The following is a 21,714-nucleotide window of genomic DNA, read 5'->3' as shown; positions in this document are numbered from 1 at the left end:
CAACAATTTGCGTCGCCAATCCATTGAGCAACGCATAAATCACTATCGCATGAACCAATACTACAACAGAGATACCTACCATCTTCTTGGTCGGATCCTGCCCTCGTTCTGAAAAATCCATACTATCTCTCCAATACTACTTAAAATTTACATCCAATCCACCTGCCGAAAACCTAGATTTGATGCACTTCTGCGCTATTTTTTAGCTTATTACACTTAGGCGTTTCTGTAAATCAATTTCCCTTTCACAATCTTTTATTTTGTAATTTTTTTTAAAGTTAGCTTGTGGCTGCAAGCGCGTAACTTATTCTGTCTTTTCTAATTTCGAGTGCTTCATGCTGTATGCAAAATAAAATATCAGCGCAAAGGTGAGCCAAACCGCAAACAACGTAAAGGTCTGCGACGACAAATCAGCAATCAAATACAAGCAAAAGAAAATACTCAATATTGGAAATAACGGGTACAGCGGAACCTTAAATCCACGCGGCAAATCGGGTCTTGTGCGTCGGAGAATGATCACGCCACTCGAGACAATTGCAAACGCTACCAACGTACCCATGCTAGTCAAATCCGCTAATACGTCGAGCGGCAAAAGCGCCGCAGCAATCGCAACCAAGGTGCCAACAATCACGGTATTTTTACGCGGAGTATGCGTATGCGAATCCACCTTCGCAAAAATCGCGGGCAGCATGCCATCCTTAGCCATCGTGTACAGAATCCTAGTTTGGCCGTACAGCGTCACCAAGGTAATGCTAAAAATCGATATCACCGCGCCTAAGGCCAAAATGATGCCCGGCCACGTTGCACCCGTAATCCGACGCAATATTTGTACCAAGCCCGCTTCATTACCATTAAATTGTGTGTAGGGCTGAGTGCCTACGCCGATGATAGCAACCAGCACATAGACTGCTGTGACGATCAATAGAGAAAACAATATGGCTAATGGCAGTGTGCGTTTTGGGTCTTTCACTTCCTCGCCCGCAGTCGCGATTGTGTCAATTCCAATGTACGAGAAGAAGATACTAGATGCCGCTGCGCCAACACCTGCCATGCCCATCGGCATAAACGGATGCAAATTACTCGAATTAAACGCGGTCAATCCGATAAGAATAAACATCACCAAAACTGAAATTTTAATGACCACCATGATGGTATTCACTTTGGCCGATTCTTTGGTTCCGCGAAGTAGCAAAATACAGCACATCAACACCAAAATTACCGCGGGCAAATTGAATATTCCGCCGTTGACCCCCGGCGGATTGGCAATAGCAGCCGGCATCCGGACACCCAAAATATCGAAGGACAATTCATTTAGATATTGCCCCCAACCAACTGCAATCGCGGAACTGGAGATACCGTACTCCAACAACAAACACCAACCAATCATATAGGCCACCATTTCGCCCATCGTGGCATAGGTGAACGAATAGGACGAGCCAGAAGATGGAATCGTGGACGCTAATTCAGCATAGCAAAGCGCGGTGAGCGCGGCGGTAATACCAGCGATGATGAAAGACAGAATGACGCCCGGCCCGGCTTTGGGAACCGCGTCACCTAAAATCACAAAAATACCGGAACCAATTGTTGCACCGACTCCGAACATCGTAAGTTGAAAAAGACCGATCGTGCGACGCAGACCACCGCCCGCTTCTTCGCCCTCGCCTTTGGAAGCCATAACACCAATCGGTTTGGTGCGCAGCATTCGTTGAAATAATGTTGGGGTGTTTGTCTCTGATGAAATGCTCATTCTATTTTTATCCTGTAAATCTAGCGATGATCCATTGCGAACGTCTTGTGGACGTCAACAAAAGCAGGGGAAGTCAGTGACTTCCCCTAGCGATCGATTGCAAAAAAAGAATGATATTACAGCTTACCGGATAAAGTTACACCAATTGTGCGTGGAGACATGCGATAAACTTCACCAGCGGCATATTGGACTTCCGGACGCTGAATGATTTTTTGACTGTTAGCAACGTTTCGAACGTAAGCTGAAATGTCAAATTTCTCAAAACTAGCACCAGCGCTCAAATCTACGTTGGCGTAGGCAGGACGTTGATAGTCAGGATTGCTTGGATCTAAAGAGCCATTGCTGGTGCCAGTCCAATGTGCCGCCGTGCGCACGAAACCTTGCACGTCATCATTCAAGTCAAAGTTATATTGGCCAGTTAAGGCCACGTTGAACTTCGGCACGCCAGGCACATTTGCGCCCTTGTTAGCACCGGTAATACCGACCGCAGCGCCGGCGCTATCGGCTAACACAGCGTGTGTATAACCACCAGCAAAATCAAGCACGATATGCGGTGTTGGCTTGTACTTAACCTCGATCTCGCCACCATCGCTGGTTGCGCTACCGACGTTGGTGTTATAGGCGTAGCCGCATTGAGTCACAGTGATGGATTGCTGCAGATTTTTCCAATCGATGTGGAACAAGTCAGCGTTCACTGAAAGCGTGTTATTCAAGAAACGTGACTTATTACCGATCTCATAGCTCCACAATGTATCTGGGTCGTACTTGGATGGATTGGACGACAAACCACAATATGGCTCTGGCAATTGGAAGTTAGGGCCACCAACACGGAAACCTTCCGCAGCTGTCGCGTAAATTGTGTTCGTTGGGTTCACTTCCCACGTTACCGCAAACTTAGGTGTTGCCTTGCTGCCTGTGCTCTCAGCGTAGTTGAGTGTTGGGCCACCAGCAAAATAGAAATCGGCAACGCGTTTAAAGGTGTCTTTCGCTTCTAAATAACGCAAGCCTGCTGTGGCATGCAACGTTGGGCTGAAATAGTAATTCGCCTCACCGAACACGGATTGTTGCGTGTCGTGGAACATGCGATGCGAATAGTAGGAATTGTCATTAGGGAAGCCGTTAGCAACCGCGCCAGACAAATCCGCTGGATTATTCACATCCAACCCAGCGCTTTGGAAAGCTTGGTTAATTCCATATACCGGCTCATTGTCGGTAATGTTGGTATTCATGTTTGATGCGTAAGCGCCGACCACCCAAGTAATTGGCGAAACACTTGGATCATACGGTTTGGACGCAAGACGAATCTCTTGTGAGAACTGGGTAATTTCGTTATTCAAGAACACCGCTGAAGGCAAATCATTGACGATACCTGCCAATTGCGTGGCCGCTGGTGTTTTAGGAATAATCTGGGTTGCCAAATAAGTGCTGTTGACTGTGGTACCGTCCTGAGTACGGTTAAAGACCCGCTTGAAGTAGCTGGTAACAGAAGTCAAGTCACCAATGCCCATGCCGTAATTGACTGTCAGGCTTGGTACCACCAATACATCTTTACCCGGCTCACGCACTTGCTTACTGGTTTGATTGTTAGCCAATGGAGTGCCGTTACCAAGAGCCAAATACGCCACATCAATATCACCCGCATTGACTTGCTGGAAGAATACCGATGGAGTAATGCTTAAATCTTTGGTCGGCGACCATTTCAACGCAAGTCGCGCCACGCGATCGTCTTCCCAGTTGATACCCTTCGCGATCACCGCGCCAGTCGTTGGATTGACCTGATCAATAAAACCACTCTTATGCGCCGTTTCCAAGCCAATGCGCAATGCCAATTCACCCGGCGTCAACACTTGGTTTACCACGACCGTTTCAGTATTGTTAGTGCCACCGCCTGCTGTGTGCGAAACATCAGCCGTTGCGTTAAATTCTTGTTCTTTTAAGTTTGGCTGGTTACTGATGAATTTAACAGTTCCACCCATAGAGCTCGCGCCGTACAGCGTTCCTTGTGGACCACGCAACACTTCAATGTGGTCTAAATCGAAAAACTTAGGTTCGGCAGTTCCCATACTGTACACATTGCCCGCCGACATAGACACGTCGTCCAGATAAACGCCAACGGTTGAGAATCCACCGGAAGAGCTAATTCCGCGCATCTCGATGTTGGACAAGCCAGGACCGTTACCCGCATTACCGCCACCGCCGCCACCAGAGAAAGAAATATTAGGAATGGAGCGCGTTGCCGAGGCAAAGTCTTCAATATGTTGCGCCGCCAATTCATCGCCGCCAATAACCGAAATGCTTAGCGGCACTTTGCTAGCGTCTTCTTTGCGTTTATTCGCTGTAACGATAACGGTTTGAATTTGGTCGGTGGATTTGCTTTTTGCTGAATCAGATGGGCTTGGCGCTGGAGCCGAAACCGTCGTTGAGGTTTCCTGTGCCCAAGTTGGTGCGCTCATGAGGCCGGAGGTGAATGCCGAGGCTACTGCCGCTGCACAGATAAAATTGAACTGTCGATTTGCCATAATGCGTGGTCTCCTGAGAATGTAAAAAAATTTGCTGAATTCTATAGCTCAACATAATTTCTATTGTTGACGCTAATTTGCTCGGTGCTCTTAAGCAATATTTGCGCCATGTTTTTAACACATTGATTCTTAAACGACTTTTATATCAATCCTAATGTCATTGCTCAACTCGGGTAAAGGCAAGACTGATTCAGGCAAATTTCTCGGCTGTTCACTTTATGAGCGCCAGCGAGTTAACTAAAACATATTGGTTACGACAACTTTTATCCGCACCAAGCAACGCCATCGATTATTTGGTTAAATCGATGACAGGCAAAACTTTTCTACCCAACTGTGCGCTTATCGCGCTATTTCATTAGTTGTATAGATAAAAATGATTACTTCGAGAAATAAGTATATACAAATCGAATTTTCATGCAACAGTGAAATAATCCTGCACGGCAGCGATTAAGTCTATTCGATAGTGCTGTGCTAGCGAGAACACTTCTTTCCATGGGTAAAATAAAGCCTATTGTGTGGCGCGAAGACCACAACGGTTCAAGTCAGAATGATTCTACTGAGCAAATAAAGCTAACTCTTTTCAAATCGCGACACAAATTTACATAAAACCGAACAAGAGCAAGTTTTTCAGCAAATTGCGCGGGTGATTTCGCACAAAATTTAGCGAACATCAGAAATCACCAAATAAAAATAAATTCAACGCCCTCCTCAACCAAATTACAGCCACAAAAAAAGCACCTACAAAGAGGTGCTTTAAATAAACAACTCAGCTGCTATACGATGCCGGTGGCGTAGTACGCCGCAATCACAAAGAAAACCGCCGCGGTTTTAATACAGGTCACGGCAAAGATATCTTTGTACGAAACACGATGAGTCAAGCCGGTCACGGCCAATAACGTAATAACCGCACCATTATGGGGCAAAGTATCCATCCCGCCCGAAGCCATTGACGCAATTCGGTGCATGACTTCCAAAGGAATATGCGCCGCATTGGCCGCTTGAATGAATGAATCCGACATCGCGGCGAGCGCAATACTCATCCCGCCCGACGCAGAACCCGTGATACCAGCTAAGGTCGTCACGGTAATGGCTTCGTTGACTAACGGGTTCGGAATCGACTTCAAGCCATCGGCAACGATCAAAAAGCCTGGCAATCCGGCAATAACGGCGCCAAAACCGTATTCGGTCGCGGTATTCGATGCAGCCAACAACGCGCCGGCAATCGCTGCCTTTGAACCCTCGGCAAACTTTTGGCTCACCGGCTTAAACGCCAAAACTAACACCGACAAAATACCGATTAACAAGGCCGCTTCGACTGCCCAAATCGCCGCTACTTTAGGGACTTCAGTAATCACCGGCTTGGTGCTTCCGGCCAGCAATAAACTATACGATGTGCCGTATATAGCTGGGATTTGTTGAGTGAAGACTTTATTGAGTACACCAACCAAGACGAGCGGCAAGATCGCCAAGACTGGATGCGGCAATTTTTGCTCAGCAAAAGGCTCTGGTTCGTTTTGATGAGCGGTGCCGTAGCCTTCGCCTTTGGCCAACGCTACTTTTCTGCGCCATTCTAAATACAACATACCAACGACCAAGATAAAGAGCGAACCGATTACACCCAACCAAGGCGCCGCCCACGTAGTTGTTTTGAAAAAGGTAGTAGGAATAATGTTTTGAATTTGCGGCGTGCCAGGAAACGAATCCATCGTAAAACTGAAGGCTCCCAACGCGATCGTGCCGGGGATTAAGCGCTTAGGAATATTCCCCTGTCTAAACATCTCAGCCGCAAACGGATAGACCGCAAACACCACCACGAATAACGATACGCCGCCGTAAGTCAACACCGCACAAACCAACACAATCGACAAAATCGCACGTTCAGAGCCAACCAACTTAATAATGCTCGACACGATCGATTTAGAAAAACCAGATAACTCGATCACCTTGCCGAAAATCGCACCGAGTAAAAATACCGGGAAATACAATTTAAGAAAGCCGACCATTTTGTCCATAAACACGCTGGTAAACATCGGCGCAACCATTTGCGGATCCGTGACAAGAACAGCCGCCAAGGCAATGACCGGGGCGAACAAAATAACGCTAAATCCACGATACGCAATAAACATCAGCAATATCAAGGCTGCCAGTACGACGAGTAAAGTCATATTTTTTCCTGAGTTGGTTAAAGGGTGAAGGCCAAAGCGGATAGTCTCGATGAATTCGTTTTAATTAGATCCGCAATGCGATACGCGCAAAGTGTTAAATCCCACAAACTCGCGCTGGCTTTACTTGACATTGTTAAGCGTGCCAAGTCAAGCCAGCGCAAATTTAACGCTTAGGCATTCTAAACAGGGTTTGCTCGGTTTGTCACACGCTATTTCTTGTAATTTCAGGAGTTCAAAAATAGCGTGGTCGCGCCACTACACAATCGGGGAATTGCTCCCACTTGCGCCAAATAATTGCAACTTTAATTGGGCCAATTGATCGCGCACATTTGCGGCTTTTTCAAACTCAAGATTTTTCGCATGATCGAGCATGAGTTTTTCAAGACGCTTAATTTCTTTACTGACTTGCTTCTCACTCATGACTTCATAACGCGCGTGTTCTTGGGCCGCATCCAACTCAGCGCGTGCGGCTTGCGGGTTATACACGCCGTCGATCAAATCGCGGATTTGTTTGACCACGCCCGTTGGCGTGATGTTGTTAGCGGTATTAAACGCGATTTGCTTATTGCGGCGGCGTTCGGTTTCGTCAATCGCTTTGCGCATCGAATCGGTGATTTTGTCGCCATATAAAATCGCCATCCCATTTAAGTTACGCGCCGCACGACCAATAGTTTGAATCAAGCTGCGTTCTGAACGGAGAAAACCTTCTTTATCGGCATCCAGAATCGCCACCAAGGATACTTCTGGAATATCCAATCCTTCGCGCAGCAAGTTAATCCCAACCAATACGTCAAACGTTCCCAAGCGTAGATCGCGCAGAATTTCAACCCGCTCGACCGTATCAATATCGCTGTGCAAATAACGCACTTTAATTCCGTGCTCACCCAGAAAATCGGTTAATTGCTCGGCCATGCGTTTGGTTAATGTGGTGACCAAGACGCGCTCGTTTTTCTTTACGCGCTCGGTAATTTGGGTCATCAAGTCATCGACCTGAGTGCTGGCTGGCAAAACCACAATCATTGGATCAACCAAACCAGTTGGCCGCACCACTTGCTCGACCACTTGGTCAGAATGAGTGTTTTCGTACGCCGCTGGCGTGGCCGAAACAAATACCGTTTGGCGCATCTTGGATTCGAATTCGTCAAACCGTAACGGGCGATTATCCAAAGCTGAGGGCAAACGGAAACCATAATCGACCAAGTTAGTTTTACGCGCCCTATCACCGTTGTACATGCCGGTGAATTGACCAATCAAGACGTGCGATTCATCCAAAAACATGAGCGCATCGTCAGGTAAATAATCGACTAAAGTTGGAGGCGGTTCACCAGGCTTTGCACCGCTTAGATGGCGCGAGTAATTTTCAATCCCTTTGGTGAAGCCGATTTCGCTCATCATTTCCAAATCAAAGCGCGTGCGCTGTTCGATGCGCTGCTCTTCGATTAATTTATTTTCTTTGCGGAAGAAGACCAAGCGCTCAGCAAGCTCTTCTTTAATCTGTTCGATGGCACGTAAAACCGTGGCGCGCGGCGTGACGTAATGCGAACCCGGATAAACGGTAAAGCGTGCGATTTTTTGTTTGATACGACCAGTGAGTGGATCGAATAATTGGAGATTGTCGATCTCGTCATCAAACATTTCGACCCGCACCGCCAATTCAGCATGTTCAGCAGGGAAAATATCAATCGTGTCACCACGCACGCGGAAGGTCCCCCGTCCGAAATCCACTTCATTGCGGGTATATTGCATTTGAATCAAACGGGCAATGATGTCGCGCTGACTAACTTTGTCTTTGGCGCGCAAGGTCAAAATCATTTGATGGTATTCGTTCGGATTACCGATACCGTAAATGGCAGAAACGGTCGCCACGATAATGACGTCGCGCCGCTCCATTAATGACTTGGTGCAGGACAAACGCATTTGCTCAATGTGTTCATTGATCGCGGAATCTTTTTCAATAAACAAATCGCGCTGCGGCACGTAGGCTTCTGGCTGGTAGTAATCGTAGTAGCTGACAAAATACTCAACCGCATTTTGCGGAAAAAAGTCGCGGAATTCGCTATATAACTGCGCGGCCAACGTTTTATTCGGCGCAAACACGATGGCTGGCCGACCAGTTCTGGCAATCACGTTGGCCATGGTAAATGTCTTACCCGAGCCGGTAACGCCTAACAAGGTTTGGTAGGCCAAACCGTCATTAATCCCCTCAACTAGTTGATCAATTGCCACCGGTTGATCGCCCGCGGGCGCAAATGGTTGAAATAATTGAAACGGCGAATTCGGAAAACGCACGAACTGACTCTCTTGCGGCACCGCTACTTCATTACTAGGAACTGCTGCTAAATCCGCCATGGGAACTACGCCTTTGTTATACAATATGGAGTTATTTTTTGATTGCGCTGCATAAGCTAGTTATATTACTAACGTTCTAAAACGCTTATTTCGCAACCAAGCCGAGTATTTTACTTAGTTCGCTTATTTCGTGTTTCTAATTGTGTTTCTAAATTAGTTTTCTTCATTTGCATTCTCACTTCTAGCTCACTTCAACGATGACTTCCTCAACGACTTCCACCCTATTTTCCGCCATCGAAATGGCTCCACGCGATCCTATTTTAGGTATCACTGAAGCGTTTAACGCTGACACCAATCCAGCCAAGGTCAACTTAGGCGTCGGTGTTTATTACGATGACAACGGCAAAGTACCACTGTTGGAATGCGTACAACGTGCCGAAGCGCACTTAATCGCCACCGTGACACCGCGCACCTATTTGCCGATTGACGGATTAGTTGCCTATGATAAAGCCGTTCAAGAATTGGTGTTTGGTGCCGACAGCAATGTCATCGCGCAAAAACGCGCCATCACCGCGCAGGCAATCGGCGGCACTGGCGCCCTGAAATTGGGTGCCGACTTCCTGAAACGTTTCGCACCAGATTCACAAGTTTATATCAGCGACCCAAGCTGGGAAAACCACCGCGCACTGTTTGAATCCGCTGGCTTCGTGGTCAACAACTACCCATACTACGATGCGGTAACGCACGGCGTGAATTTTGCAGGCATGTTGGACAGCCTCAAATCCATGCCTGCTGGCTCTATCGTTTTGTTACACGCTTGCTGCCACAACCCAACTGGCGCAGATTTGACCGCCGATCAATGGACGCAGGTAATTGAAGTCATCACTACTCGCGGCTTGATTCCGTTCCTTGACATGGCTTACCAAGGCTTTGGCGCGGGCATTGAAGAAGATGGCAAAGTAGTGCGTCGCTTCGCTGATGCCGGCGGCCCATTGTTTGTGTCCAACTCGTTCTCTAAATCGTTCTCGCTGTACGGCGAGCGCGTTGGTGCATTGAGCATTGTTTCTGCTGATGCGGCTGAATCAGCGCGCGTATTGTCGCAATTAAAACGTGTCATTCGCACCAACTATTCCAACCCACCAACTCACGGCGGTAAAGTGGTTGCAACAGTGTTATCGACCCCAGAATTACGCGCTTTGTGGGAATCCGAATTAGCCGCCATGCGTGTGCGTATCAAAGCCAATCGTGAACAATTAGTCGATTTATTGAAACAAAAAGCGCCAGGGCATGACTTCGACTTCGTCAAACAGCAATGCGGCATGTTCTCGTATTCTGGCTTAACCAAAGACCAAGTAGACCAATTACGCAACAATAACTCGATCTACGCAATTGATACCGGCCGCATCTGCGTCGCCGCTCTCAATTTCAGCAACATCGGTCGCGTAGTAGATGCGATTTGCCAGGTGTTATAAAAAATAGTGGGGAAAGACGCTTGACGGATTAAGCCGAATCCCCCTATAATCTCGCTTCTGTTCCCTGATAGCTCAGTCGGTAGAGCGACGGACTGTTAATCCGCAGGTCCCTGGTTCGAGTCCAGGTCGGGGAGCCACAAAATACAAAGGGTTGCATGCAAATGCAGCCCTTTTTCTATTTCAGACCGTGACAAAAACGTGACAACCTTTGCACGTTACTTCCCAAACATCGATTCAATCCGAGACGCCGCCACTTGCAAATGCTCAGTCGCGAACTTGGCATAACGATCCACCATCACCCGCGACTTCCATCCTCCTAAATCTTTCAGTTCATCGCACGACGTTCCCGCCTGACGATGCCATGACGCCCATGTGTGCCGGAGATCATGAAACCTAAAATCTTCTATTCCTGCCTTACGTAATGCGTTATGCCAAGCGGTATTCGTGACATCCCAACCGATAGGCTTACCGTTGTATGTAAAACAAAATTGAGGATGCTTTCCAACCTGCTCCACTAAAACCGCCACCGCATCAACATTTAAAGGAACCCCTCGCGAGGTCCCATTTTTGGTTTGGTTCAACCATGCGGTATGCCGCGCTAAATCTACCCTACCCCATTCCAAGCCGGTAATCTCGCTAGCACGCAAACCAGTCGCCAACGCAAAACGGACTAAGGCAGCCAAGTGAGAAGGACACGCTGCAATCAACCGCACGGCCTCCTCTTTCGTCAACCATCGATCACGCTCTACTTCGCCCGACAACATGCGGATTTTAGGGATGGTATCAACCCATTGCCATTCATCGCGTGCCATATGCAACAAATTACGCACTAACGCTAAATAACGGTTCACCGTCGCAGGTTTATTCCCCCGCTTCAATTCACCTTGTGCAATACGCCAAATTTCATCCCCGGTAATCTGGTTCAAATTCAAACCAGCTAAATAAGGATGAAGACCGCGACAAATGCGCTGCACATCTCTAAAGCTCCGCAAACTTGCTTTAAGTTCGAGATACCGAACAACGGCTTCTTCCCAAGAACGTTCCGATTTCACGCCGAAATGGGCTTGACGGTAAGCGTCGAGGTTGACCTTGGCGAGGTACGCTTCGGCTTCCTTTCGGCTTTCAGTCCCAGTGCTTTGGCGTAAACGTTGACCGTTCGGGAGGGTAGTATTGATCCAATAGAACCGGGAGTCCGGTCGTTTGAACACTCCAATTTCTTGAGCCATAAAGTTTCCTTTCCGGCTCGCCCTCGCTGCTTATAATCATCTAACCACGCATCCAAGTCAACCTTATCGTAGACCGTTCGGCGACCGAATTTGATGCAAGGCACATCCAACTCACTAAATAAAGTTGCACCGATCCCCAGATAATGCGCCGCTTGTTCTCGCGTCAAACAACGAATAGCAGGCAATGGCAAGCCATCGTCATGCATGGTTAGTAGCCTTGTGTTTGACGGCGATATTCTTTGGCAAACGTCTTGTCTTCAACCTCTGGCAACGGTGGATTGAGACGAGTGTTATATTTGCGCTGAAGGATCTCGACTTTTTCTTGAAATAACGCGTTATGCGTGATGCCTAGGTCAAAAGCCTGACCATCAAGGCATTTGTACATTGCATCTTCTAACGCATCGACGGCATCATCAAAGTTCGACAAGCCACGCAGAGCACCAATGGATGCTAGCGACGTTAATGCACGTCGTGCGACAGACTCTTCACTAGGAACGCGAGACGGTGAATAGGTCCGCAATAATGGTCCGCCCTGCGTTTTCCAATCAGTGGCGGCTAACAGGTTCCAGAGCGGATGAACAGGCCATCTGCTTCGCGTTTTATCGGTCTGGCTCGGAATAGTCAGCTTAAGCCAATCAGTCATTAAGTAACGCCATATGCCATTGAGATTGCCCTCAATACCGGGCAAACTGGTAAAGCCAAGTTGCTTTAGTAGTTCACTTTTTAATTGAAATTCAAGCCGCCACACATTAGATTCGCCATCCCAACCGGCCTCCCGCCAAAGTGGTTCCAAATAGAGTTTATTACTCTTTTGAATTTCAATTCGCTTGTTATAGAGCCGCGCCATCACCACACCGCCAGCCCCGATAGACCATCCAGTAAATGTTTGGTGTTCAACGAACTGACTCAATCCACTGGCTTTAGTCACCCAAGCAGACCGCGTCCAACTCTCCATATCCTCATTCGATGCAAAATCAACGAACAAATCAATTCTAGAGACGTTCGGAGGACTTATTTCGCCGAGAGGATAGAGAAGGCTGCGCAAATGACTTTCGGCATCTGGAGGAGTTTTATAGGCTAGATAGTGGCTCGAAACTTTAACGTAGGCCATCGGCAATGCTTTTGCGTGACTGGCGGATAATCGAATCTGAAACGAATTATCTTCAATCGTAAAGGGAAACAGACCAGAGCTTTTATCTTTCACCTCAAAGATATGACCATCCAAAGAATATTGAGCTTTCGCAGCAAGGTCTTTGCGTTCTTGGGCCAAGGTTTTTAATGACCGCAGCTCTTTGTCCACCACTTCGGATAATTGACCGGGATAAGATAAATACAGACTATCAACCCCCCACCGAAGAGGCTTAAAGTAGTCACTATTGCAGTTATTAGGTACTGTGTTACTAGGTGGCGTACCCTTTGTTCCGTCGAGATTGTCCTCTTGTCCGGTCAAGCCGGACAAGAGGACAATCTCAACGGCCTCTAAAACCCCTTTAACTCTATTCGTCGTTTGATCATTACGGCTTAATTCATCCATCGTAGTTGCTCCGTTTCGGCAGGCATACACATGTTTCCTGCAACGGATACGAACTTTATGGATCAAGCAAACTTAACTGAATGCACTCAAATTAAATTTCACAGCATTGACTATTGCAACGTTTTCTGCCATTTCCGATAATCACTTAAACGCTTAGTCAAATAATTGACATCATCAATCTTATTTTGAAAGCGGTCTAAGCCAGCCGCATCGGCAATATTCAATATTTCGTCATGGTTAAAGAGATCTAAGCATTTATAGGAATCTAGAACACCAAAAAGCATATACAACCCCGGATACTCTATTCTCCCCTTCAAAACAGGATTTGATTCTCGATACAAAAGTTTTCTTAGAAACTCGGGCTGCTGACCACTTTGCGCTTCTAATTTACGATTTTGGAAATATTTATGATGAACAAGTAACATTGAATCAATCTGTATCGCCTTAAGAAAAGCATCGTCATCTCCAGCAATAGCTAAAGGAACCAGCGTTGTCATTTCAGCGCCATGAGCCATCAAAGCGGAATTATTGAAAAATGTGGCTAACGCAAAGCATCCATAAAAAGCATGCCTATTTTTCGCCTCCTTCCTTCGAGCTTCAGGCAAACTTTCAAGCTTAGTTATAGCCAATTTCTGATCTGCAAAATTGTCGGGAACTTTAAAATCAACGTGCAAACTGTTTTCACAATCATCGGGAGATAAGTTTATTTCGTTAATAAGAGCATCGCGTTCATCGGGCGACATCAAAATTAGTTTTTCCTCGCCATACAAATACAATAAATAAGCGAGTTGTAATTTTGCTTTAGACTCGTATAAGTAAACGTAAGATGGAGCTAACTCACGTTGTTTCGCGGAAAAGTCCGACGAAGAGCTAATACGACCACCTTTATCTTTCAAGTCCTTAAATTTCTCTAAAAATTGAGGCGTGATTAAAATTGCGTCATCAATCGCTTTCTGTTTATCCACTAGATTTGTATGCATGCCTGTCGAAGTTGATTTTTTTATTTATGTATTAATTTTCAGTTATTATGTGTTGAACTGACAAAATAATACCTTAAAGCAATACTCAAGCAAAGCGGTCAACGACGCAAAACGGCACGAAGCGGCCTTATGAGGTACTCCCTTGATGGGTAAAACCAGAGCAGACCACATAAACCCGAATAGATACCAGAAATGTATTTCAGATGAAATTTTATCGAACATTTTCGCGTGTAACATTTCTCGCAGGGCTGACTCTGTTCGCATTGACGGCGTGTGATAATTATTTCGTTCAGAAACCGTCCTGCGGATTTGGATTTGATATGGGGTACGATGATCAACACGCAGCAGTTCTTGATTTTCTATTGATGGGCGAAAACGCAAAAATAGCCGAGACTCAAACTGCTTACGTTGAAAAAGGTCATAAATGGTATTTTGAGGGGTTAGGCTTTCAATATGACAGGCCAACTTCTTTATATGTGAAATGGCAGGATGATGTTTCTGGTTCAATTTATGAGAAGACTGTTGACTTACGTCCGGTGATTCCTCGAAATTTAGAGGCGACGGATTTGTATTTCATTGTTCATGGATCTGAAATTTTTGTTTATTTAAAGTTAAATAAATCCCGTGCAAAAGATAAACCAATAATTGGTTCTTCAATTTATGAGGGATATGAAAATCTTCAGCTTTATCCAAATTCAGATAGCCGTAAGTGAACGATTATCGGTAGTAGCGTAATAGAAATGCTAATTGCCCAGATCGGCACAGAGCAGTCAAAAGTAAGCCGAGCTAAATTGGCAAGTGGTAAAAATAAACATCGAGATTGATTACCAAATGTTCGATTCAGTGGCTAAAAATTCTAAATGAAAAAATCAAAAATATTTTTTAATATTCTCTTTATCGTTGGGTTGATTTTGTTTGCTGCCTATGAACTCGTGCACATGAAGACGCGGTCATGTGGGTTTCATTTTGATATGAATGATGACGATCAGCACGCAGCTATTCTTGACTATCGCTTAGATGGATGGAATGCGCAAATTGATGCTCCATCTAGAAAATCTGTCGCGAATCTAGAAAAATCCTATGCTGGTGGGCTGGGCTTTCAGTACGACAGGCCAACTTCTTTGTACGTAAAGTGGCAAGACGAATTAACTGGAGCAATTTATCAAGACACCGTTGATTTGAGGTGGAGTTTACCTTACGACTTAGCAGGTACAGATATCTATTTTTTAGTTAAGGGATCTCAACTCAGTGTTTATTTGGTCTATATCTACGAGGAAGATAGTAATAATAAAATTGGAGCGCACATGTTCCGTGGATTTAAAAATATACAGTTGTATCCATCAACTAATAATTAGCCTTACCCTAGAGCAGCCCGTTTCGATGAAATTCTAATCAATATTAACGTCCGCTTTGCAAAAGTATGAGAGACCGTTTAGGGCACAATCCGGTCAAATTACAAAAACAGCCATTTTGATGAACGTGACAATTTCGGCGATATCTGGCGTTATTTAGCGAGTGAGGGCGAGCCATTTATCTATACAGAAGTTAATGATATAAAACTGTTAATCCGCAGGTCCCTGGTTCGAGTCCAGGTCGGGGAGCCAAAAAATTCAAAAGGGCTGCAATTTATTGCAGCCCTTTTTTTATTGTCATTTTGCACTACACTAAACGACACGTAATTAACACGTCTCATTTAACACTAGGCATCGATGTATCGTTGCCGATGACAATAACCGTTCACAAAAACTTCCATGACATCTGCCGCACTGAGTTTCCACGAAGTCGTTAAATCCTATGGCAATAAGCCCGCCCTGCAACACGTTAATTTAGAAGTCCAAGCGGGCGAAGCGTTTGGTTTGGTTGGCATGAATGGCGCGGGCAAGACCACGCTGCTGAAATGTATGCTGGATTTTTGTTCGATGGATAGCGGTGCTATTTCGATTTTTGGTGTCGATCATCACGATACGGCAGCGCGCAAACCGCTGGCGTTTTTGCCTGAACGCTTTATGCCGCCCTACTACCTGACGGGCGCGGATTTTTTGAAGTACACCTTGACGCTGCAGCAGATTCCATATGATTTGCCCGAAGCGCAGCAAACGCTGGCTGCACTTGATTTGGATGCATCGGCTTTAACCAAACCGGTACGTGCCTATTCCAAAGGAATGACCCAAAAGCTCGGATTAGCCGCCTGTTTTCTAGCGCACAAACAACTTTATGTGCTGGACGAACCGATGAGCGGACTCGATCCCAAAGCGCGCGCGATGCTGAAAGCCCGCTTTCAGGAATTGAAGAAAAACGGCTGCACCCTGTTTTTTAGTTCCCATGCTTTGGCTGACGTCGAAGAGATTTGCGACCGAATGGCAATTTTGCACGACGGGAAACTGCTATTTGTCGGCACGCCCGAACAATGCCGCCAGCAATTCTCTTCAACGACCTTAGAACAGGCATTTTTGCGCTGCATACAGGTCGATTGAATATCCGATTAGAACGTTTAATCCCACCGTTATCGTCGCTTTGAAGCGCCTGCGCCCGTGTTTTAATTAAATTTACTTTCAAGAAGTGTAAATTTTGGACACGGCGCCCATGTATCTGACCCATTTCGGCCTGCAACAACTACCTTTTAGCATCACGCCCGATCCTGACTTTTTCTTCGTGGGGAACAAACGCGGGGAGATTTTAGAGGCGCTAATTTATTCGGTCGTACATGGCGATGGAATTATTAAAGTCACCGGCGAAGTTGGCTGCGGCAAAACGATGTTGTGCCGCATGTTGGAGCGCCGCTTGCCATCCCATATTGAAGTCATCTATCTCGTCAATCCGACCTTAAATCACGACCAGGTCATCTTCACGATTGCGGGTGAATTGGATTTACCAATTCAGGGCAAACGTGTCGATGAAGTCATTCGGTTACTGCACAGCGCGCTAATCACCAAACACGCCGCTGGCAAGCAAGTGGTGTTGCTGATTGAGGAAGCACAAGCTATGTCGATGCAAACCTTGGAGGAAATCCGCTTATTCTCCAATCTCGAAACGGCGCATTATAAATTGCTGCAAATCGTCTTATTTGGACAGCCGGAATTGGATGACCATTTGAATGTTCCCAGCATGCGTCAGCTTAAAGAACGCATTACCAATAGCTTTAAATTACCGCCGCTAACCGCAACCACGATTCCCGATTATTTGATGTTTCGGCTGCGCGCGGCTGGCTACCATGGCTCGGATTTATTTGACGAGGCGGCGATTAAGCTCATTAACCGCGTTTCACAGGGAATCGTGCGGCGGATTAGTATCTTGGCCGATAAATCGTTGCTGGCGGCTTTCGCGGATAACGCCCATTCAGTGGGTGAAGCGCATGTTCTGGCGGCGATTGAAGATAGCGAATTTTCCAATACCACCGCGGGTGCAATGCGGTCACCGCGCCGCTTGGTCACGGCCGCCATCGCGGTGTTGCTGGTGGGTGCAGCAATCTGGTTCGCTTGGTTAAATCATGGACCAAGTCAGGTGCAGCTTGGCGCCACCAAAAAAGCGCCAGCAACGCCAGTTGCGAGTAAGTCAACCGCTGCAGCGCCATTTGTTTTGGTTGCAGAAAAGGCGGTTACGGCACCGAATAGTACTTCAGCTGCGGCTGCGGCTTCTGCGCCTACTTCGACGCCGCTTACCAGTTCCACTGTCGTTTCACCTGTTTCTACCGCGCCGACCGCCGCCACCTCCAACCTGCCAGAACCAGTTAACACACTCGCGGTGGTAAAGCCACCCGTTACCGCCCTGACTCCTAAAGTCGAGGCAAGCGCCCTCTCCCCCAACAGCACCAACGCGGCAGCAAGATTGTCACTCGACGAGCGTTTAAAACTGTCCGTTAATTGGCTAAACAGCCAAGCCAATGACGCTTACAGCATTCAATTAGGCGTAATCGCGTCCAGCAACCAAGAAGACATCCTGCGGTATTTGAAAAAAATGGAATCCGACCTAGGTTTGCAGCAAGTGCAGGTCTACAGCGCTCAGAAATCCAACGCCGCCTACTTTGGGGTGGTACTTGGCAGCTTTTCTAGCCGCAATGAGGCCGTAGCTATGATTAATATGCTGTCGGCGCAATGGGATCTGCAACCGCAATTGCGCACCATCGGCGGGATTAAACGTGAACTGAGCGCTGACAAAAGCAAGGAAATTAACTCTAGCAAATAAGTTAAATATTAAATTTGCCGATTTAACTTCTGTGTCCTAAGATTACCTAAATGCAACACATCTCTTATGAGGATAGCACCCATTTCCCTATTGGCAACATCAGCAAACTGCCGGTAATGACTAAGGAGTGACGTCCTCGGAAGAGCTGACACAACCTAAACGATCACGACTAATGACCAAATTCGCCCTCACCGCTACGCTTTGCCTTGGCCTATCTGCCTGCACTACTGCGCCGATGCCGCCATCCACATTGCACACCAGCGCCCCACCCTCGGTCGATGGCGCAATTCCTAATGCGGTGCAGCACAGCGCACATTTAAGCCCGCCTAAGGCTGCGCCTTCGATCGAAACCTACAGCGTCTCGGTCTATAAAGTACAGGTGCAATCGTTATTATTTGCCTTGGCGCGCGATGCCAAGGTCAACATTGATATCCATCCGGGGATTAGTGGCGAAGTCACGCTCAATGCGCTCAACGAAACCTTGCCCAACCTACTCAACCGCATATCCAAGCAAGTCGATATGCGCTACGAACTTGATGGAGCCAATTTATCGGTCATGCCCGATAGCCCGTTTTTGCGTAATTACAAAGTGGATTACGTCAATATCTCGCGCCACACCACGGGTAATGTCAGCATCGCAACGCAAATTTCTACTGCCGGAGGTGGCGTGGGTAGCACTTCCACCGGCACGGCCAGCAACAATTCCACCACTGCTGTTGAGAACAAATCGTTCAACGACTTTTGGCCGACTTTAGTCAAAAACATTACCGACATCCTGCACGAGACCGACAAAGTGCTGCCCGGAGCGACCGATACTAACGGTCAAGCAGACGGCAACACGGCCACGCCAGCAGCGCCTGCCCCAGCGAGCGAAAACGAAACGCCACTTGCTGCCTTAGGCAATAAAACTGGGGCGAAAGCTGGCGCTGCACCTACGGCGAATGCTGCAAACGCGCCACAAAACAAAGGCACCACATTTCGCGAAGCAGCTTCCGTGATCGCCAATCCAGAAAACGGCTTAATCGCCGTGCGTGCCACAAGCCGCCAACATGAACGAATTCAGGAGTTTCTCAACCTCGTGATGTCGAGCGCCAAGCGCCAAGTGTTGATCGAAGCCACCGTGGTCGAAGTTGCACTGAGCGATCAATACCAACAAGGCATTAACTGGTCTAGCCTAAAAAACGGTTCTTCCTCAACGACTAGCTTTGCCCAAGGACAGGTCAACAATGTTGCATTAAGCAGCAACGTCTCAACCGGCGCATCGGCAGGCTTATTTGTCATGAATTACACCAATCCCTTGAATCGGCTCGGCAGCATCAGCGCCACGGTGCAATTATTGGAGTCGTTCGGCAAAGTTAAAGTGGTCTCCAGCCCCAAAATTAGCGTGCTCAACAACCAAACTGCCTTGCTCAAAGTGGTCGATAACAACGTGTATTTCACGATTACCGCGACCACCACGCCCGGCAGCTTAGGCACCCCAGCAACAACGACCTATACCTCCACGCTCAATACCGTACCAGTCGGTTTTGTCATGAGCGTCACGCCACAAATTACCGATAGCGACGATGTAACCTTAAACGTTCGCCCAAGCATTTCACGCATTATTGGCTATGTTCAAGACCCTAATCCGGCCTTATCGACCGCCGTGCCGCCCGTGGTCAGCAATGTGCCGATCATCCAAAGTCGTGAAATGGAATCGATTCTAAAAGTATCGAGCGGCCAGATCGCTGTGATGGGCGGTTTAATGCAAGACGAAGTAAAGAACAATAAAGATGCGGTACCAGGCTTAAACTCATTGCCGTTTTTGGGGAATATATTTAGCTACCGCAACGAGACCGTGTCCAAATCCGAGCTGGTGATTTTCTTGCGCCCCGTAGTCGTTAAAGATGCCAGCGTCAATGGCGATTACAAAGAGTACCGCACCCATATTCCAAACGATGTGCCGCTCAATCAAAATCCCTACGGCGAGGACGCGCCTGTCAGCGTGCCCAGCACGATAAAAAGCTCATCGACTCAAGCCACACCGACAGGCGGGAGCGGCTCATGAGTTTGTTGATGCAAGCGCTCAAACGTGCAGAGCAAGCCAAAAAAGAATCGACAGCCGCGCAGGAAGAAATCCCTGCTGCTGGCGGCTTGGAATTAACTTCTGACTTCCCAACATTAGATCCCTTGTTCGAAGCCAAACCAGCGGAATCGACTAACCCTGTCCAAGTGCCTAAGCACGCCACGCCGCACGATGAAACCCGAATCGAACCAAGCTTGGCTGAAATCGATTATCCAGTTCGGCACGACGCGCCAGCCGCCGCAGCAGCTGTAACCGCAGCCGAAGCCGAAGCCAGCGCACCAACTTTGGAGTTCACCAGCAATGAACCTGCTTTGGAACCAAAATCGACACCCTCAACAGCATCATTGGAAGAGCAGCTATCGAAACAAGCCATTAACAAACCTAGCAGCACCCTTTCCTTGCGGGATTCAATCGAACCAGCAACGCTGAAGGTTGAACCAAGAACAGAGCCACAGCCCGTTGCGTCCGATGCCGAGAACATCACGCAATCGCAAAAAATGGCGCAATCGATCTTAAATGCAAAGAAACCGGCCAAATCAAATCGCACCCTACCTATCCTTGGGGCCACGCTGTTATTAGTGTTGGTGTGCGCCGGCGGGGTGTATTACTACTGGCAAACCATGCAGAGCGACATACTGCCAAATCTAGCGCAAGTGCAAGCCGAAGCAAAGCGCAGAGCGGCCAATGTTGAGCCAGTCGGTGCGAACCAAGCGGCGTCGGCAAGCGCTGCGGCGCCTGTGCTGGCCGAATCGTCGGCATCGGCACCCAGCAGCAATAACGATAATTTTTCTTCCTCAGACCTCGCGAATGCAATTGATCAACTCAAATCAAAACAGCACACAGAAGCCACATCAGCAGAGACTAAGGACAACCCGCTAAAAAGCGCTCGTCCATCAGAACAGCAAGTCCAAGTGGCAGCGGCAGATCAGATCAAAGTCAACAAAGGCAGAATTCCAGCCAACATCAATGCCAATCTAGACCAAGCCTACCGCCTGTTTTCTAGTGGCGACGCCAAAGCTGCGCGCCCGCTGTATGACAGCGTGTTACGCAACGATCCAACTAATCGCGACGCACTTTTAGGCGTTGCCGCCATTGAGCTCAACGAAAATCATCCCGAACAAGCGGCGGCGATTTATTCACGCCTCTTAGATCTGGATCCGAATGACCCCGACGCAATTGCCGGCTTAACGAGCTTGCAGCGCGGCGATCCCGAACGCAGCGAAAGCCAGCTTAAAAAAGTCATCGCCCAATCGCCGCAATCGGGCACCAGCTTATTCGCGCTGGGTAATTTATACATGCAGCAATCGCGCTGGTCTGAGGCGCAAGAAATTTATTTCCGCGCTTTTGGTACTGCGCCCAATAACCCTGATTACGCATTTAACTTAGCCGTCAGTCTCGACCAGCTAGCTCAGATTAAATTAGCCTTGGACTATTACCAACGCGCTCTGGCGTTAGCCGAACACGCGCCTAGTAATTTCAACCTAGAGGCCACCAAAAAGCGCGTCGTCCAATTACAACACGCTGTAGGTCAATAA

The 21,714-nt window shown here is 47.5% G+C and carries 14 protein-coding genes and 1 tRNA gene; 8 read left to right on the top strand and 7 right to left on the bottom strand.

From position 1 onward, the window contains the following. Positions 1 to 304: 304 nt before the first annotated feature. The 4 genes from E2I14_RS12320 to uvrB form a co-directional block, all read right to left on the bottom strand. Positions 305 to 1,747 carry an amino acid permease gene (locus E2I14_RS12320; RefSeq protein WP_206105633.1) on the bottom strand — a complete coding sequence of 481 codons (1,443 nt, stop codon included), beginning with the start codon at positions 1,745 to 1,747 and terminating at the stop codon, positions 305 to 307. Positions 1,748 to 1,863: 116 nt separating this feature from the next. Beyond that, positions 1,864 to 4,266 (bottom strand): TonB-dependent receptor, encoded by a 2,403-nt coding sequence (locus E2I14_RS12315; RefSeq protein WP_133328883.1) that lies wholly within the window; start codon positions 4,264 to 4,266, stop codon positions 1,864 to 1,866. Between the two features lie 773 nt (positions 4,267 to 5,039). After that, a complete protein-coding gene (locus E2I14_RS12310; RefSeq protein ID WP_133328881.1) occupies positions 5,040 to 6,431 on the bottom strand; it encodes a GntP family permease in 1,392 nt (463 codons plus the stop codon). A 255-nt stretch (positions 6,432 to 6,686) separates the two neighbouring features. Further along, the gene (uvrB, locus tag E2I14_RS12305) at positions 6,687 to 8,780 is read right to left on the bottom strand and encodes an excinuclease ABC subunit UvrB (protein WP_133328879.1); all 2,094 of its coding nucleotides are present in this window, start codon (positions 8,778 to 8,780) and stop codon (positions 6,687 to 6,689) included. A 197-nt stretch (positions 8,781 to 8,977) separates the two neighbouring features. Here uvrB and E2I14_RS12300 point away from each other — a divergent pair, with 197 nt between their 5' ends. Together E2I14_RS12300 and E2I14_RS12295 are read left to right on the top strand one after the other, a co-directional pair. Further along, positions 8,978 to 10,192, top strand: a complete 1,215-nt coding sequence (locus tag E2I14_RS12300) for an amino acid aminotransferase (protein WP_133328877.1) — start codon at positions 8,978 to 8,980, stop codon at positions 10,190 to 10,192. A gap of 61 nt (positions 10,193 to 10,253) precedes the next feature. Further along, positions 10,254 to 10,329 (top strand) — tRNA-Asn (locus E2I14_RS12295). 78 nt (positions 10,330 to 10,407) lie between these two features. Here E2I14_RS12295 and E2I14_RS12290 read toward each other — a convergent pair. The 3 genes from E2I14_RS12290 to E2I14_RS12280 form a co-directional block, all read right to left on the bottom strand. Beyond that, positions 10,408 to 11,418: a tyrosine-type recombinase/integrase gene (locus E2I14_RS12290; RefSeq protein ID WP_133328875.1), complete on the bottom strand. Its 1,011-nt coding sequence runs from the start codon at positions 11,416 to 11,418 to the stop codon at positions 10,408 to 10,410. Between the two features lie 208 nt (positions 11,419 to 11,626). Beyond that, on the bottom strand, positions 11,627 to 12,952 hold the full coding sequence (locus E2I14_RS12285) for a replication initiation factor (protein WP_133328873.1): 1,326 nt from the start codon (positions 12,950 to 12,952) through the stop codon (positions 11,627 to 11,629). Positions 12,953 to 13,062: 110 nt separating this feature from the next. Further along, the gene (locus E2I14_RS12280; RefSeq protein ID WP_133328871.1) at positions 13,063 to 13,932 is read right to left on the bottom strand and encodes a hypothetical protein; all 870 of its coding nucleotides are present in this window, start codon (positions 13,930 to 13,932) and stop codon (positions 13,063 to 13,065) included. Positions 13,933 to 14,135: 203 nt separating this feature from the next. Here E2I14_RS12280 and E2I14_RS12275 point away from each other — a divergent pair, with 203 nt between their 5' ends. From E2I14_RS12275 to E2I14_RS12250, 6 genes are all read left to right on the top strand, one after another. Beyond that, on the top strand, positions 14,136 to 14,645 hold the full coding sequence (locus E2I14_RS12275; RefSeq protein WP_133328869.1) for a hypothetical protein: 510 nt from the start codon (positions 14,136 to 14,138) through the stop codon (positions 14,643 to 14,645). A 147-nt stretch (positions 14,646 to 14,792) separates the two neighbouring features. Further along, positions 14,793 to 15,287 carry a hypothetical protein gene (locus tag E2I14_RS12270; protein ID WP_133328867.1) on the top strand — a complete coding sequence of 165 codons (495 nt, stop codon included), beginning with the start codon at positions 14,793 to 14,795 and terminating at the stop codon, positions 15,285 to 15,287. Positions 15,288 to 15,683: 396 nt separating this feature from the next. Continuing rightward, entirely contained in the window at positions 15,684 to 16,406 is a 723-nt protein-coding gene (locus E2I14_RS12265) for an ABC transporter ATP-binding protein (protein WP_133328865.1), read from the top strand. A 109-nt stretch (positions 16,407 to 16,515) separates the two neighbouring features. Beyond that, complete coding sequence (locus E2I14_RS12260; protein ID WP_133328863.1) at positions 16,516 to 18,114, top strand: AAA family ATPase; 1,599 nt, start codon at positions 16,516 to 16,518, stop codon at positions 18,112 to 18,114. 172 nt (positions 18,115 to 18,286) lie between these two features. Next, positions 18,287 to 20,161: a pilus (MSHA type) biogenesis protein MshL gene (gene mshL, locus E2I14_RS12255; RefSeq protein ID WP_133328861.1), complete on the top strand. Its 1,875-nt coding sequence runs from the start codon at positions 18,287 to 18,289 to the stop codon at positions 20,159 to 20,161. Further along, on the top strand, positions 20,158 to 21,714 hold the full coding sequence (locus tag E2I14_RS12250; RefSeq protein ID WP_133328859.1) for a tetratricopeptide repeat protein: 1,557 nt from the start codon (positions 20,158 to 20,160) through the stop codon (positions 21,712 to 21,714). Before mshL ends, E2I14_RS12250 begins: the two co-directional genes overlap by 4 nt.

Origin of the sequence: Sapientia aquatica (genome assembly GCF_004358105.1) — a bacterium.
GTDB lineage: Bacteria > Pseudomonadota > Gammaproteobacteria > Burkholderiales > Burkholderiaceae_D > Solimicrobium > Solimicrobium aquaticum.
The sequence above is the reverse complement of the archived record's forward strand: the minus strand, read 5'-3'. Positions and strand labels throughout refer to the sequence as shown.